Source organism: Prescottella subtropica, assembly GCF_005434945.1.
Lineage (GTDB): Bacteria > Actinomycetota > Actinomycetes > Mycobacteriales > Mycobacteriaceae > Prescottella > Prescottella subtropica.
The window spans coordinates 22,783-37,973 of record NZ_SKCH01000026.1 but is presented as its reverse complement, the minus strand read 5'-3'; the positions used below and the strand labels follow the sequence as shown (position 1 = coordinate 37,973).

Below are 15,191 nucleotides of genomic sequence, written 5' to 3'. Positions count from 1 at the left end.
GAAGGTACCGCCGCGGCGGCGGTGGTGTCGTGCGAACGTGTCGGTGCCGACGCCTACCCTGGTGCCATGGCGTTCGCATCCGAGCACCCCGTGGTGGCACATTCCGAGTTCCGGCCGGTCAGCGAGATCGAACGGTCCGACAGCAGGTTCCAGGTCGTCAGTGAGTACGAGCCGGCGGGCGACCAGCCGGCGGCCATCGACGAACTGGAACGCCGGCTGCGGGCCGGGGAGAAGGACGTCGTCCTGCTCGGTGCGACGGGCACCGGCAAGTCGGCGACGACCGCGTGGCTCATCGAGCGGGTCCAGCGGCCCACGCTGGTGATGGCACCCAACAAGACGCTTGCCGCGCAGCTCGCCAACGAGTTGCGGGAGATGTTGCCGCACAACGCTGTCGAATACTTCGTGTCGTACTACGACTACTACCAGCCCGAGGCGTACATCGCGCAGACCGACACCTACATCGAGAAGGATTCGTCGATCAACGACGACGTGGAACGGCTGCGGCATTCGGCGACGTCCAGTCTGCTGTCGAGGCGGGACGTCGTGGTGGTGGCGTCGGTGTCGTGCATCTACGGTCTCGGCACCCCGCAGTCGTACCTGGACCGGTCCGTCCAGCTCGAGGTGGGCACGGAGGTGGACCGGGACGCGTTGCTGCGACTGCTGGTCGACGTGCAGTACAACCGCAACGACCTGGCGTTCACCCGCGGCTCGTTCCGGGTCCGCGGCGACACCGTCGAGATCATCCCGTCCTACGAGGAACTCGCGGTCCGGATCGAGTTCTTCGGTGACGAGGTGGAGGCGCTGTACTACCTGCACCCGCTCACCGGGGACGTGGTGCGGCAGGTCGACACGGTGCGGATCTTCCCGGCTACCCACTACGTCGCCGGCCCGGAACGCCTGGAACGGGCGGTCAAGGACATCGAGGCCGAACTCGAGGAGCGTCTCGCCGACCTGGAGAACCGCGGCAAACTGCTCGAGGCGCAGCGGCTGCGGATGCGCACCCGGTACGACCTGGAGATGATCAAGCAGGTCGGTTTCTGCTCCGGTATCGAGAACTATTCGCGGCACATCGACGGCCGCCCCGCCGGGTCCGCGCCGGCCACCCTCATCGACTACTTCCCCGAGGACTTCCTGCTCGTCATCGACGAGTCGCACGTGACGGTCCCGCAGATCGGGGCTATGTACGAGGGGGACATGTCCCGTAAACGCAACCTCGTCGAGTTCGGGTTCCGGCTGCCGTCGGCCACCGACAACCGGCCGCTCACGTGGGAGGAGTTCGCGGGCCGGATCGGGCAGACGGTGTACCTGTCCGCGACCCCGGGCGACTACGAGATGGGGCAGGCCGGTGGCGAATTCGTCGAACAGGTCATCCGCCCCACCGGTCTCGTCGACCCGGAGGTGATCGTCAAACCGACGAAGGGGCAGATCGACGATCTGATCCACGAGATCCGGCAGCGCACCGAACGGGACGAACGCATCCTGGTGACGACGCTGACGAAGAAGATGGCCGAGGACCTCACCGACTACCTCCTCGAGCTCGGGATCCGGGTGCGGTACCTGCACTCGGACATCGACACGCTGCGACGGGTCGAGTTGCTGCGGCAGCTGCGGCTCGGTGAGTACGACGTCCTCGTCGGCATCAATCTGCTCCGGGAGGGCCTCGACCTGCCGGAGGTGTCGCTCGTCGCGATCCTCGACGCCGACAAGGAAGGGTTCCTGCGCAGCACCCGCAGCCTGATCCAGACCATCGGCCGCGCCGCCCGCAACGTCTCCGGCCAGGTCCACATGTACGCCGACAGGATCACCGATTCGATGGCCCGGGCCATCGAGGAGACCGACCGTCGCCGGGAGAAGCAGATCGCCTACAACCTGGAGAAGGGCGTCGACCCGCAGCCGCTGCGCAAGAAGATCGCCGACATCCTCGACCAGGTGTACGAGGAGGCCGAGGACACCGCGGTCGAGGTCGGTGGGTCGGGTCGCAACGCCAGCCGCGGTCGGCGTGCCCAGGGCGAGGCCGGGCGCGCCGTCAGCGCCGGTGTCTACGAGGGCCGCGACGTGAAGGCGATGCCGCGTGCGGAACTGGCCGACCTGATCTCCTCGCTCACCGAGCAGATGATGAACGCGGCCCGCGACCTGCAGTTCGAGTTGGCGGGCCGGTTGCGGGACGAGATCGCCGACCTGAAGAAGGAACTGCGGGGGATGGATGCGGCCGGGCTGCAGTGACGACGGCGGGAACCGGCTAACGTCGTCGACCATGGACGCTCAACTCGCCGGACGCACCGCCCGCGCGCACGAACTGCTGCACTCGCTCTGCTACTTCGCGCCCGAGGTGGAGGCCGAATTCGTCGGTGTCGGACTGGAACCGGGTCGGATGCCGTACTTCGCGGGCCGTGCGGCGCCGATGGGCGCGGTCACCGGCAGTGTGGTGGCGGCCGCGTTCTACAACTTCGCCCCGGAACTGATCGCGGACGTCGTGCCGCGCGCCTGGACCCTCGCCGCCCCCGGCGACATCGTCGCCGCCCGTTACCGGGGTGTCGACGCCGCCTACCGGACGCTGCTCGGGGACGCGGTGGCGTCACCCGAGATGGTGGAGGCTGCGCAGTTGGCGGCCATTGCGGCCCAGAGGGTTCCCGGTGTGGACGGCCGCCCCCTGTACGCCGGGTACGCCGACCTCGAGTGGCCCGAACAGCCGCACCTGGTGTTGTGGCACGCGCTGACACTGCTGCGGGAGTACCGCGGCGACGGCCACGTCGCCGCGCTGCAGACCGCGGGGCTCAGCGGTCTCGAGGCGTTGATCACACACACCGCGGCCGGGATCGGGTTCCGGAAGGCCTTTGCGCAGGCCCGGCGCGGCTGGTCGACCGCCGACTGGGATGCCGCAGTGGGCGGCCTGCAGGACCGGGAACTGCTCGACGGGCGCGGTGAACTCACCACGGACGGACGGGAATTGCGGGAGGTCGTCGAGGATCTCACCGACGAGTTGGCGTCGCCGCCGTGGACGGAACTCGGCGAGGACGGGGCCGCACGCCTGTCCGAACTCACCGCGCCGTGGCGGGCGACGGTGCGCGCATCGGGGCTGTTTCCGGCATCGCTGTTCGGGCCGAGGTACGGCGAATCACGCTGATGCGGTGCATCAGTGGGCGATGCTCGTGGTGAAATGGTGGTAATGGGGCCTCTTCTCCACGCTGGCCACCGACCCTGGATCGAACCGTACCCATGGAGGAATGAATGAGCGCCTACCGGACTGTCGTCGTCGGAACCGACGGATCGGACTCGTCGTATCGGGCGGTGGAGAAGGCTGCGGCCATCGCCGGTGACGCCGGTGCCAAGCTCGTGCTCGCGTGCGCGTACTACCCGGCGGACCCGAAGGACACCGAGGCCGCACAGGACACGCTCGGAGCCGACGCCTACCAGGTGACCGGGTCGGCCCCGACGTACGAGATCCTGCGGACCGCCCGGGAGCGGGCCACCGCATCCGGTGCCACGAGCATCGTCGAACGCGCGATCGTCGGCGCCCCGGTCGACTCGCTCCTCGAACTCGTCGACGAGGTCGAGGCCGATCTGCTGGTCGTCGGCAACCGTGGCCTGAACACGCTCACCGGGCGCCTACTCGGGTCGGTGCCGTCGGATGCGGCACGCAAGTCGCACTGCGACGTGCTGATCGTGCACACCGTCCGCTGACACCGGCCGGGGCCGGCCGGGATCAGTTCCCGGCCGGCACCGTCGCAGCGTCCACACCGTCGAGCACCGCCGGCAGTGGGCGGGCGTGCACGATCCCGAGTCGCTGGGTGGCACGGGTCAGCGCCACGTACAGGTCGTTCATGCCGCGCGGCGACTCGTCGAGCAGATCCTGCGGTTCGACGATGAGTACCGTGTCGAACTCGAGGCCCTTCGCGTCCTTGACGGTGAGCACACTCACCGACTCCGACCGCAGATCCGCCAACTGCTCGACCAGGTCGTGCCCGGCGAGGACCGCGGTCAGCCCGGGACCGGTCTCGGCGGCGACCTGTCGGCGCACCTCGTCGAGGAGTTCGGCCGTCTCCACCCGGTGCGCCCACGGTGCGTGCCCGGATGCGCGGACCGACCGGGGCACCGTCTGCTCCGGGTCGATCTCGGCGAGCACCCGGTGCGCGAGTTCCATGATCTCCGCCGGGGTGCGGTAGTTGACGGTCAGCTCGGTGAGCTTCCAGCGCCGCGCCACATACGGCCCCAGCACGTCCTGCCACGACGAGCTGCCCGCCGGATCCCCGGTCTGGGCGGTGTCGCCGACCAGGGTCATCCATCGGTTCGGGATGCGCCGCATCAGCATCCGCCACGCCATCTCCGACAGTTCCTGCGCCTCGTCGACGATCACGTGCCCGTACGTCCACGTCCGGTCACCGGCGGCGCGCTCGGCGGTGGTGCCGCGTCGGCCCATCTCGTGCCGCTCGGCGAGCTGACTCGCGTCGATCAGGTCGTACGCCATGAGGATCTCGGGGTCGAGGTCGTCCTCGAGATCCTGCGGTGCCGAGCCGGTGAGGATGTCGAGGGCCCCCTGCGCGTCGGCGATCTGCTTCCGCCAGCGACGCTGCGCGCGTTCACGTTCCGCGGCATCGTCGACGCCGAGGAGTTCGGCGAGCTCGTCGAGCAGGGGCGCGTCGGCGGCGCTGAAACCGATCCCGCGGGTCCTCAGCAGCGCCGCCCGCTCGTCGGCGGTCAGATCGGGGGCCGCGTTCGTCAACCGGTCGGGGGAGCGCAGCAGATCGGTGAGCACCTGCTGCGGCGTCAGATCCGGCCACAGGCCGTCGAGGGCCGCCATGATCGACGGATCCTCCCGCATCTCGTCGCGCATGTCGGCGATGTCGTCGCGGCTGAGCAGGTTGCCGCCGTCGACGACGTTCGCGCCGAGGGTCGCCGCCAACTGGTCGGCGAGGGCCTCGATCGCGGCCGACACGAAGATCGGCCGCGCCAGGTTGTGCGGGCGGCGTGACGACCGGGCCCGGCCTCGGGCCCGTGTGACGACCTTGCGGTCCAGGACGATCGGGTAGGTGTCGAAGCGGAGCTGGATCGGTTTCCGCGGCACCTCCTGCCGATCCCGCACCGCCTTCTTCAGGATGTCGATCATCGCGAGCGACCCCTTGAGTTCGCCCGCGGCCAGCGAATCCTCCCGGGTGGCGCGCACCCCCGGATACAGGTCGCCGATCGTGGACAGCAGCACCCCGGTCTCGCCGAGCGACGGCAGCACCTGCCCGATGTAGTCGAGGAACGTCTCGTTCGGGCCGATGATGAGGACACCGGCCTTTTCCAACTGCTGCCGGTACGTGTACAGCAGGAACGCGGCCCGGTGCAGGGCCACCGCCGTCTTCCCGGTACCCGGCCCGCCCTGCACCACCAGCACACTCTTGTGGTTCGAGCGGATGATCGTGTCCTGCTCGCTCTGGATCGTCTCGACGATGTCGTGCATCTGCCCGGTGCGGGCCGCATTGAGGGCGTCGAGCAGTGCGCTCTCCCCGGCGACACCACCGGAGGCGGGCGCGCGGCCGTGTGTATCGGCGGCCGCCAGATCCAGATATTCGTCGTTGAGGGCGGTGACCGTGCGACTACGGGTACGGATGTGCCGGCGCCGCGTCACCCCGTCCGGGGCGGCCGGGGTCGCCAGGTAGAACGGACGCGCGAGCGGCGCCCGCCAATCCAGCAGCAGCGTCTCGTAGTCGTGGTCCTCGTCGAGGATGCCGATCCGACCGATATAGCGGGGATCGTCGTCGGTGACGTCGATCCGGCCGAAACACAGGCCGTTCTCGGCGGCGTCGTAGCGCGCGAGATCCTCGCTGTACATCTGCGTGAACGACTCCCGTTCACTGCGTGCCTGCGGCGTGCCGCCGGTCTGCAGGAGCACCTGGGACAAACGGTTCTGCGCGTACGAACGCAGACCGTCCAGTCGTGTGTACAGCGTCGACACGTACCCCTGCTCGTGCTCGAGATCGGGATGCACACGGGCCTCGTCGGGCAACAGGACTCCTCTGTCGGTAGCGGCGGAAAAGCGCCCGAGCAGTCTAGTGCGATCCGACGGCACCGCGCAGACGTGCAGGTCCGGCCCGGTGTTCCACCGATCAGTCCTGCAGTTCCGCGGCCTTCTCGCGTGCGGTCGCCAACGCCCGTTCGGCCTGCTTCCGGGCCTTGCGTCCCAGGATCTCGCCCTGCTCGCCGGCCGCCTCGGCCCAGTCGCTGCCACGCTCCCGTGCGATTTCTCCCAGTTCGACGCCGCGTTCCCGCGCCACGTGCGCCCATTCGACGGCACGGGACTGCACCTGCTCGGCAACGTCGTGCAGCCGGTCGGTGTCGGGGTGGTCGGTGTGGGAGAAGACGTCGGCGATCGACTCCTGCGCGTGTCGTGCGGCGCGGCGGCCACGCCACCCGAGGGACGGGCGGCCCTCGGTGTCGACCGCGGCGATCATCAGACCGCCGAGCATCGTCATGTTCTTGAAGAACTGCATGCGTTGCGCGGCCCGCTGCTGCGGATCGGGCACGTTCCAGAAATCGTGGCCGGCGAGGGTGGTCGGCACGAGTGTGCCCGCCAGTACCAGGGACGCCGCCCGCGGCGCCTTACCGAGCGCCAGGAGAGTGCCGGCGCCGACCTGCACCACCGCATTGATCCGGACGAGGGTCTCGGGGTGCGCCGGCAGCTTCCCGGACACGGATCCGGGAAGGACTGCCGCGGTCTTCTCCAGGAACGGCGCCGCCGCCTGTGCCTTCGGAGCCGCGTTGCGCAGCGAGTCGATCCCACCGGCGAGGAACACCGTGGCAAGCAGCGGACGGGCGATACGGCGAACGATCATGGCAGCCTCCCGACATCGTGGTGTGGTTCGGTCGTGACGTGGTTCCACGGTAACGACGACGAGGCGATTCGGCAGGACACGATCCGGCCGGGTGGTCACCAGCCGCGCTCACGCCATTCGCTCAGGTGCGGGCGTTCGGCGCCGAGCGTGGAGTCCTTGCCGTGTCCGGGATAGAAGACGGTGTCGTCGCCGAACCGGGCGAACAGCTTCGATTCGACGTCGTCCAGGAGCGACGCGAACCGCTCCGCGTCCGGGGTCTTGCCGACCCCGCCGGGGAACAGTGAGTCACCCGTGAACAGATGCACCCGACCCGGGCCGTCACCGCGTTCGGTGAGCGCGAGCGTGATGCCGCCCGGGGTGTGCCCGCTCAGATGGATCACCTCGAGGTCGAGGTCGCCGACCGTGACGGTGTCCCCGTCGGACAGGCCGCGGGCCGGGGTGACGGACAGGATCTCCGAATCCAGCGGGTGTGCCGCGGTGGGCACCCCGGTCTTACCGGCGACCTCGGCGAGCGCGAACCAGTGATCGTGGTGCTGGTGGGTGGTGACGATCAGTTCGAGCTGCGGGGCCTGCTCGGCGAGCAGCGCCAGGATCCGTTCGGCGTCGTTGGCGGCGTCGACGAGCAGCGACTTCCCCGTCGCGGAACACGTGACCAGGTACGTGTTGTTGTCCATGGGGCCGACGGACATCTTGACGATCGTGGCGCCGGGGACCGTGCGCCGCTGCGCGCCGGTGCTCCCCGACAGGTCGCCGGTGTAGTCGTCGTCGACGGTGATGTGCTGCTCCATGATCGGGAGGCTACCGGTGCGGACCGACAGTGACCGTCCGACGACGGAAACTGCTGGTCGACGTGTTTGTCGGACCCCACGCCTACCATGGGTCGGGCCCGGACTGCTGTCCGCGGCGTGCCGGACACCGGTAGGACACCGGCCGGTGTCGAACCCGGGGCCGAACCGAGAAGGGACTACGTGTGGCGGATCGCCTGATCGTGCAAGGTGCACGGGAGCACAACCTGCGAGGAATCGATCTGGATCTGCCCCGGGACAGCCTGATCGTGTTCACCGGACTGTCCGGGTCGGGCAAGTCGAGTCTCGCGTTCGACACGATCTTCGCGGAGGGACAGCGGCGCTACGTCGAATCGCTGTCCGCGTACGCGCGCCAGTTCCTCGGGCAGATGGACAAGCCGGACGTCGACTTCATCGAAGGCCTGTCCCCGGCGGTGTCGATCGACCAGAAGTCCACCAACCGGAACCCGCGCTCGACCGTCGGCACCATCACCGAGGTGTACGACTATCTGCGGTTGCTGTACGCCCGCGCCGGCAGCGCCCACTGCCCGGTGTGCGAGGAACCGATCGCCCGGCAGACGCCGCAGCAGATCGTCGACCAGGTCCTCGAGATGGAGCAGGGCACCAAGTTTCAGGTCCTCGCCCCGGTCGTGCGCACCCGCAAGGGCGAGTTCGTCGACCTGTTCGAGCAACTCAACACGCAGGGCTACTCCCGGGTCCGAGTCGACGGCGTCGTGCACCCGCTCACCGACCCGCCCAAGCTCAAGAAGCAGGAGAAGCACGACATCGAGGTGGTCGTCGACCGCCTCGCCGTCAAGGCGTCCGCCAAGCAGCGGCTCACCGATTCGATCGAGACGGCACTGCGGCTCGCCGAGGGCATCGTCGTCCTCGACTTCGTCGACCGCGACGAGGACGCCCCCGACCGGGAGCGCCGCTTCTCCGAGAAACTCGCGTGCCCCAACGCGCACCCCCTGGCCATCGACGACCTCGAGCCGCGCTCGTTCTCGTTCAACTCGCCGTACGGTGCCTGCCCCGAATGCACCGGCCTGGGCATCCGCAAGGAAGTCGACCCCGACCTCGTCGTCCCGGACCCGGAACTCACCCTCGAGGGTGGGGCGATCGCCCCGTGGTCGATGGGGCAGAGCTCCGAATACTTCGGACGCCTGCTGTCCGGGCTCGGCGACATCATGGGCTTCGACATGGACACCCCGTGGAACAAGTTGCCCGCCAAGGCCCGTAAGGCGATCCTCGAGGGCAGCACCGACCAGGTCCACGTCAAGTACAAGAACCGGTACGGGCGCACCCGCTCCTACTACGCCGAGTTCGAGGGCGTCATGCCGTTCCTGCACCGCCGCCTCGAACAGACCGAGTCGGAGCAGATGAAGGAACGCTACGACGGCTACATGCGCGACATCCCGTGTCCCGCGTGCAACGGGTCGCGGCTGCGCCCGGAGATCCTGTCGGTGACGATCTCGTCGGACGAGTTCGGACGCAAGTCCATCGCCCAGGTGTGCGAGCTGTCCATTGCGGACTGCTCGGCGTTCCTGAACAGCCTCACCCTCGGCGCGCGGGAGGAGGCGATCGCCGGCCAGGTCCTCAAGGAGGTCCAGGCCCGGCTCGGGTTCCTGCTCGACGTCGGCCTCGACTACCTGTCCCTCGCACGTGCCGCCGGCACCCTGTCCGGCGGTGAGGCGCAACGCATCCGGCTCGCCACCCAGATCGGGTCCGGTCTGGTCGGTGTCCTGTACGTGCTCGACGAGCCGTCCATCGGCCTGCACCAGCGCGACAACCGCCGGCTCATCGAGACCCTCACCCGGCTGCGGGACCTCGGGAACACCCTCATCGTCGTCGAACACGACGAGGACACCATCCGCACATCGGACTGGGTCGTCGACATCGGCCCGCTCGCGGGCGAGCACGGCGGCCGGGTGGTGCACAGCGGACCGTACGAGCAACTGCTCACCAACACCGAATCCCTCACCGGCGCCTACCTGTCGGGACGCTCCGTCATCGAGGTGCCCGCCGAACGCCGCGTGATCGACCGCAAACGGCAGGTCACCGTCGTCGGCGCCCGCGAGAACAACCTCCGCGGCATCGACGTCAGCTTCCCGCTCGGAGTGCTCACCGCGGTCACCGGTGTCTCCGGCTCCGGCAAGTCGACGCTCGTCAACGACATCCTCGCGACCGTGATGGCCAACAAACTCAACGGCGCCCGGCAGGTGCCGGGCCGGCACACCCGGATCAACGGACTCGATCAGCTCGACAAGCTCGTACAGGTCGACCAGTCACCGATCGGCCGGACCCCCCGCTCCAACCCGGCCACCTACACCGGCGTGTTCGACAAGATCCGCACCCTGTTCGCCGCCACCACCGAGGCCAAGGTCCGCGGCTACCAGCCGGGCCGGTTCTCGTTCAACGTCAAGGGTGGACGCTGCGAGGCCTGCTCGGGCGACGGCACCCTCAAGATCGAGATGAACTTCCTGCCCGACGTGTACGTGCCGTGCGAGGTGTGCCACGGCGCCCGGTACAACCGGGAAACCCTCGAGGTGCACTACAAGGGCAAGACGATCGCCGAGGTCCTCGACATGCCGATCGAGGAGGCCGCCGGGTTCTTCGAGCCCGTCACCTCCATCCACCGCTATCTGAAGACGCTCGTCGAGGTCGGTCTCGGCTACGTCCGGCTCGGACAGCCGGCACCGACCCTGTCCGGGGGCGAGGCGCAGCGCGTCAAACTCGCCGCCGAACTGCAGAAGCGGTCCACCGGACGCACCGTCTACGTCCTCGACGAACCCACCACCGGTCTGCACTTCGAGGACATCCGTAAACTCCTCGCGGTCGTGGGCGGACTCGTCGACAAAGGCAACACCGTCATCGTCATCGAACACAACCTCGACGTCATCAAGACGTCCGACTGGATCATCGACATGGGCCCGGAAGGCGGCTCCGGCGGCGGCACCGTCGTTGCGCAGGGCACCCCGGAAGACGTCGCGGCCGTCCCGGACAGCTATACGGGACGGTTCCTGAAGGAAGCACTCGCGGCGGCGGCGCAGGTGACCGATCCCGTCCCCGTGAAGGCGCCGGTGAAAGCCGCGCCGCGGAAGAGGACTCGCAAGGCGGCCGTGGTCGGGTAGACACGAGGACTGCAGGAAAACGCGAACGGCGGTGGAGACCGAAGTCTCCACCGCCGTTCGAAGTCTGGCGCGGCTACTACTGAGCCGGGGTGTCCTGACCCTGCTGCTGCGTGGCCGAGCCGGCGCCCAGCAGCTTCTCGAACAGCGCCTTGATGTCGAAATCGCCGAGGATGTCGGTGAGAGAACCCATTCCAAACTCCTTCAGATCTGGTTCCGCGATGCGGAACCCATGGTGGGGATTGCGCGGTTTCTGCCGTGCGAGGAGGACGCTACACACTGTGACGGTCGTAACGGACGGTTTTCGCTCACCCGTTTTTTCGGGCGTGTCGGATCAGTAGACGGGGCCGGTGTACTTCTCACCAGGGCCGTTGCCCGGTTCGTCCGGATGCGACGACGATTCCCGGAATGCCCGCTGCAGGGCCTGCAGGCCCTCCCGGATCGGTCCGGCGTGCGGGCCGAGGTATTCGACGGACGACGTGACGAGGCCGGCGAGGGCGGTGATGAGGCGCCGGGCCTCGTCGAGGTCGAGGTGGGGGCTGTTGACCGGGTCGGGGTCGGACAGGCCCAGCTTCTCGGCGGCCGAGCTCATCAGCATCACGGCGGCGCGGCTGATCACCTCGATGGCGGGGACGTCGGCGAGGTCGCGTACGTCGTCGAGATCGTCCGGGGCGGGCACGGAATCGGCCGGATCGGGGTTCTGCGTCATGGCGTCCAGGATTCCACCGCGCACGGTCGCGGGGTCGTTCGGGTGGTGTGAGCGGGCACGATTCGATCGGCGGGCCCGGTGGTGCTAAGCTTTGCGCCACGACCGCCCTCGGTTTCGGCCAGGGCAGCAAAGTGGAGTCCGACTCCCACCTCTGCGCGGCACCCTCGGTGCAGTTCAGTGGTCCGGTCGCCGCCGACGGAGATCTTTTCGACGATCGTCCGTCAGCGGCTCCTTCGGTCAACGAAGGGGTGGTGATCCGACGATTCGGATCCTCATCGCACCGGTCGACATCGGGCCCCGCACGGCGAGTTTCTCGCCGACGCGGGGCTTTCTTGTTGAGGAGGCAGGGCGCACGGGCTGCGGCGCGGTCAACGGACTGCACCGCACTACCTAGGAGGCCCCATCAGCACTGAGACCCGCATCAACGAGCGCATCCGCGTCCCCGAGGTTCGCCTCATCGGACCCGGTGGCGAGCAGGTTGGGATCGTGCGTGTCGAGGATGCGCTTCGCGTCGCCCTCGAGGCCGATCTCGACCTGGTCGAGGTCGCTCCCGATGCCCGTCCACCGGTCTGCAAGATCATGGACTACGGCAAGTTCAAGTACGAGACGGCGCAGAAGGCGCGCGAGTCGCGGAAGAACCAGCAGCAGACCGTGATCAAGGAGCAGAAGCTCCGGCCGAAGATCGACGACCACGACTACGAGACCAAGAAGCGCAACGTCGTTCGCTTCCTCGAGGCCGGGTCGAAGGTCAAGGTCACGATCATGTTCCGCGGTCGCGAGCAGTCCCGCCCCGAACTCGGGTTCCGGCTGCTGCAGCGCCTCGGTGCCGATGTCGCGGACCTCGGATTCGTGGAGACCTCCGCGAAGCAGGACGGTCGCAACATGACGATGGTGCTCGCTCCCCACAAGGGTGCGAAGACGCGCGCGAAGGCTCAGGAAGGCGTGCAGGCGGCACAGTCGAAGCCGGCCGCCGGTGAGGCCGGCGCGGCGCCGAGCGCCTGACGCAGACCACTTCACGCAAGACCGAAGTACGCAATACACAAGAACTGAGGACTCCATGCCCAAGTCGAAGACCCACAGTGGCACCGCGAAGCGATTCAAGGTGTCCGGTAGCGGAAAGATCCTGCGCCAGAAGGCCGGACGTCGCCACCTGCTCGAGCACAAGAGCTCGCGTGTGACCCGCCGTCTGGACGGCAAGGCCGTCGTCGCCGACGCGGATGCTCCCCGCATCAAGCGCCTGCTCGGCATCTGAGTTCTTCCCCCTACTTGACCACACGGGGTGCGTCCGCGCCCCGACAGATTGACAGGATTTTGCAGTGGCACGCGTAAAGAGGGCCGTCAACGCCCAGAAGAAGCGTCGTTCGATTCTCGAGGCATCGAAGGGCTACCGCGGACAGCGTTCGCGCCTGTACCGCAAGGCCAAGGAGCAGCAGCTCCACTCGATGACCTACGCCTACCGGGACCGTCGCGCGCGCAAGGGTGACTTCCGGAAGCTGTGGATCGCCCGCATCAACGCTGCGGCTCGCGCCAACGACATCACCTACAACCGCTTCATCCAGGGCCTGAAGGCTGCGGGTGTCGAGGTCGACCGCAAGATCCTCGCCGAGCTGGCCGTCTCCGACGCCGCCGCGTTCGCCGGTCTGGTCGCTGTCGCCAAGGCTGCGCTGCCTGCAGACGTCAACGCTCCGGCCGGAGAAGCGGCCTGAGCCAGCAGTTCCGGAATCGACCCGTGGATCCGTTCACCGAACGGACTCCGCGGGTCGTTTCTGCTGTCAAGCTCCTGCGCGGCGCAGAGCGCAGGAAGACCGGCCGCTTCCTCGCCGAGGGGGAGAATTCGGTCACCGAGGCGCTCGCGACCGCTGCCGTGCACGAGGTGTTCGTCACCGAGTCGGCCGGTGAGCGCTACCGCGACCTGATCGACGCCGCGGACGGCGCCGGAATCCGGGTCTCGCTCGTCACCGACCGCGCGATGACCGCGCTCAGCGACACCGTCACCCCACCCGGGGTGATCGCGGTGTGCGATCTGCTCGACGTGCCGCTGGATCGGGCGATCGGCGGCGGCAGTCGTCTGCTCGCGGTTCCCGTGGCGATCTCCGAACCGGGTAACGCCGGCACCGTCATCCGGGTCGCCGACGCGGTCGGCGCGGATGCCGCGATCCTGGCCGGGGACAGCGTCGACCCCCACAACGGCAAGTGTGTCCGCTCGTCCGCCGGCAGCCTCTTCCACCTGCCGATCGTGCGGGAACGCGACACCGGCACCGTCCTCGACGCCCTCGCCGACGCCGGTATCCAGATCCTCGCGACCGCCGCGGACGGCGAGGTGGACCTCGACGACGCCGACGATCTGCTGGCGCGGCCGACCGCCTGGCTGTTCGGCAACGAGGCGCACGGACTCGACGCGGGGACCGCGGCGCGCGCCGACCGCCGGGTGCGCATCCCGATCCGCGGCCGTGCCGAGAGCCTCAATCTCGCGACGGCCGCGTCGATCTGCCTGTACGCCAGCGCCCGCGTCCAGCATCGCGGCGGGTGAGACTCGCGCGAACGCGTGCGAGGCCGCGGCGGCGCATCGCCTAGGATTTCCGGCAGGCGTTTCCTGCGCGCGGGTGGACGTCGACGGACAGTGTCGGACAGAGAAGGAGTTGCACCGGTCGTGGCTAACAATGAGGGCGGCGGACCGCCGACTGTCGATACGGATGCGCTCACCGAGGAGGCGTTGACCGCTGCGGCCGACGTGGCGGAGAAGGCGTTCGCGGCGGCCGCGGATCTGGACGAACTCGCCCAGGCCAAGATCGAGCATCTCGGTGACAAGGCGCCCATCGCGCTCGCGAAGCGGGGTCTGGGGGCGTTGCCCAAGACGGATCGTGCCGACGCCGGTAAGCGGGTCAATGTGGCTCGTACCCGTGTCGCCGCGGCGTTCGAGGCGCGTCGTGAGGTGCTGCTCGCGGAACGCGACGCGGCCGTGCTGGTCGCCGAGGCCATCGACGTGACGTTGCCGTCGGGTCGTCGTCCCGCCGGTGCCCGGCACCCGATCACGATCATCTCCGAGCAGACCGCGGACGTGTTCGTCGCGATGGGCTGGGAGATCGCGGAGGGGCCGGAGGTCGAGACCGAGCACTTCAACTTCGACGCCCTCAACTTCCTGCCGGACCATCCGGCACGCACCATGCAGGACACCTTCCACATCGCGCCGGAGGGGTCGCGGCAGGTGCTGCGCACCCACACCTCGCCGGTGCAGGTCCGCACGATGCTGTCGCGGGAGATCCCGATCTACGTGGTCTGCCCGGGCCGGACGTTCCGCACCGACGAGCTCGACGCCACCCACACCCCGGTGTTCTCCCAGATCGAGGGTCTCGCGATCGACAAGGGTCTGACGATGGCGCATCTGCGTGGCACGCTCGACGCATTCGCCCGCGCCCTGTTCGGTCCCGAGACGCGTACCCGTATGCGCCCCAACTACTTCCCGTTCACCGAGCCGTCCGCCGAGGTGGACGTGTGGTTCCCGAACAAGAAGGGCGGCGCCGGCTGGGTCGAGTGGGGCGGCTGCGGCATGGTGAACCCGAACGTGCTGCGTGCGTCCGGTATCGACCCCGACGAGTACTCGGGTTTCGCGTTCGGTATGGGCCTCGAGCGGACGCTGCAGTTCCGCAACGGTATCCCCGACATGCGCGACATCGTGGAGGGCGACGTGCGGTTCACGCAGCCCTTCGGTGTCCAGGCCTGATCGCCGCGACGATCGACGAGAACGAGAGAGCTG

13 protein-coding genes are annotated in these 15,191 nt (G+C 68.5%); 9 read left to right on the top strand and 4 right to left on the bottom strand.

Translation table 11 applies throughout. From position 1 onward, the window contains the following. Nucleotides 1-66: 66 nt before the first annotated feature. The 3 genes from uvrB (at nucleotide 67) to E0497_RS17655 (ending at nucleotide 3,681) form a co-directional block, all read left to right on the top strand. Complete coding sequence (gene uvrB, locus E0497_RS17665) at nucleotides 67-2,223, top strand: excinuclease ABC subunit UvrB (protein WP_137726106.1); 2,157 nt, start codon at nucleotides 67-69, stop codon at nucleotides 2,221-2,223. Nucleotides 2,224-2,254: 31 nt separating this feature from the next. After that, nucleotides 2,255-3,124, top strand: coding sequence for an SCO6745 family protein (locus E0497_RS17660; RefSeq protein ID WP_137726105.1), 870 nt, complete (start codon nucleotides 2,255-2,257; stop codon nucleotides 3,122-3,124). A 104-nt stretch (nucleotides 3,125-3,228) separates the two neighbouring features. Then, nucleotides 3,229-3,681, top strand: coding sequence for a universal stress protein (locus E0497_RS17655; protein ID WP_137726104.1), 453 nt, complete (start codon nucleotides 3,229-3,231; stop codon nucleotides 3,679-3,681). A gap of 22 nt (nucleotides 3,682-3,703) precedes the next feature. On the opposite strand, the gene E0497_RS17650 is transcribed toward E0497_RS17655, so the two are convergent. The 3 genes from E0497_RS17650 to E0497_RS17640 all read right to left on the bottom strand — a co-directional run bounded on the left by E0497_RS17650 (nucleotide 3,704) and on the right by E0497_RS17640 (nucleotide 7,603). Beyond that, nucleotides 3,704-5,989: a HelD family protein gene (locus E0497_RS17650; protein ID WP_137726103.1), complete on the bottom strand. Its 2,286-nt coding sequence runs from the start codon at nucleotides 5,987-5,989 to the stop codon at nucleotides 3,704-3,706. Between the two features lie 100 nt (nucleotides 5,990-6,089). Further along, a complete protein-coding gene (locus E0497_RS17645) occupies nucleotides 6,090-6,815 on the bottom strand; it encodes a DoxX family protein (RefSeq protein WP_137726102.1) in 726 nt (241 codons plus the stop codon). A 95-nt stretch (nucleotides 6,816-6,910) separates the two neighbouring features. Beyond that, nucleotides 6,911-7,603 (bottom strand): MBL fold metallo-hydrolase, encoded by a 693-nt coding sequence (locus E0497_RS17640; RefSeq protein WP_137726101.1) that lies wholly within the window; start codon nucleotides 7,601-7,603, stop codon nucleotides 6,911-6,913. Nucleotides 7,604-7,785: 182 nt separating this feature from the next. Between E0497_RS17640 and uvrA the strand changes: the two genes are divergently transcribed. Beyond that, nucleotides 7,786-10,731 (top strand): excinuclease ABC subunit UvrA, encoded by a 2,946-nt coding sequence (uvrA, locus tag E0497_RS17635; protein ID WP_137726100.1) that lies wholly within the window; start codon nucleotides 7,786-7,788, stop codon nucleotides 10,729-10,731. Between the two features lie 331 nt (nucleotides 10,732-11,062). On the opposite strand, the gene E0497_RS17630 is transcribed toward uvrA, so the two are convergent. Continuing rightward, entirely contained in the window at nucleotides 11,063-11,437 is a 375-nt protein-coding gene (locus tag E0497_RS17630) for a DUF1844 domain-containing protein (protein WP_137726099.1), read from the bottom strand. A gap of 357 nt (nucleotides 11,438-11,794) precedes the next feature. Here E0497_RS17630 and infC point away from each other — a divergent pair, with 357 nt between their 5' ends. The 5 genes from infC (at nucleotide 11,795) to pheS (ending at nucleotide 15,158) form a co-directional block, all read left to right on the top strand. Then, a complete protein-coding gene (gene infC, locus E0497_RS17625; RefSeq protein ID WP_137726098.1) occupies nucleotides 11,795-12,439 on the top strand; it encodes a translation initiation factor IF-3 in 645 nt (214 codons plus the stop codon). A gap of 55 nt (nucleotides 12,440-12,494) precedes the next feature. Continuing rightward, on the top strand, nucleotides 12,495-12,689 hold the full coding sequence (gene rpmI, locus E0497_RS17620; RefSeq protein ID WP_031938928.1) for a 50S ribosomal protein L35: 195 nt from the start codon (nucleotides 12,495-12,497) through the stop codon (nucleotides 12,687-12,689). 64 nt (nucleotides 12,690-12,753) lie between these two features. Further along, on the top strand, nucleotides 12,754-13,143 hold the full coding sequence (rplT, locus tag E0497_RS17615) for a 50S ribosomal protein L20 (RefSeq protein ID WP_137726097.1): 390 nt from the start codon (nucleotides 12,754-12,756) through the stop codon (nucleotides 13,141-13,143). A 23-nt stretch (nucleotides 13,144-13,166) separates the two neighbouring features. Further along, the gene (locus E0497_RS17610; protein ID WP_137726096.1) at nucleotides 13,167-13,967 is read left to right on the top strand and encodes a TrmH family RNA methyltransferase; all 801 of its coding nucleotides are present in this window, start codon (nucleotides 13,167-13,169) and stop codon (nucleotides 13,965-13,967) included. A 120-nt stretch (nucleotides 13,968-14,087) separates the two neighbouring features. Continuing rightward, nucleotides 14,088-15,158 carry a phenylalanine--tRNA ligase subunit alpha gene (gene pheS, locus E0497_RS17605; RefSeq protein WP_137726095.1) on the top strand — a complete coding sequence of 357 codons (1,071 nt, stop codon included), beginning with the start codon at nucleotides 14,088-14,090 and terminating at the stop codon, nucleotides 15,156-15,158. Nucleotides 15,159-15,191: the final 33 nt, after the last annotated feature.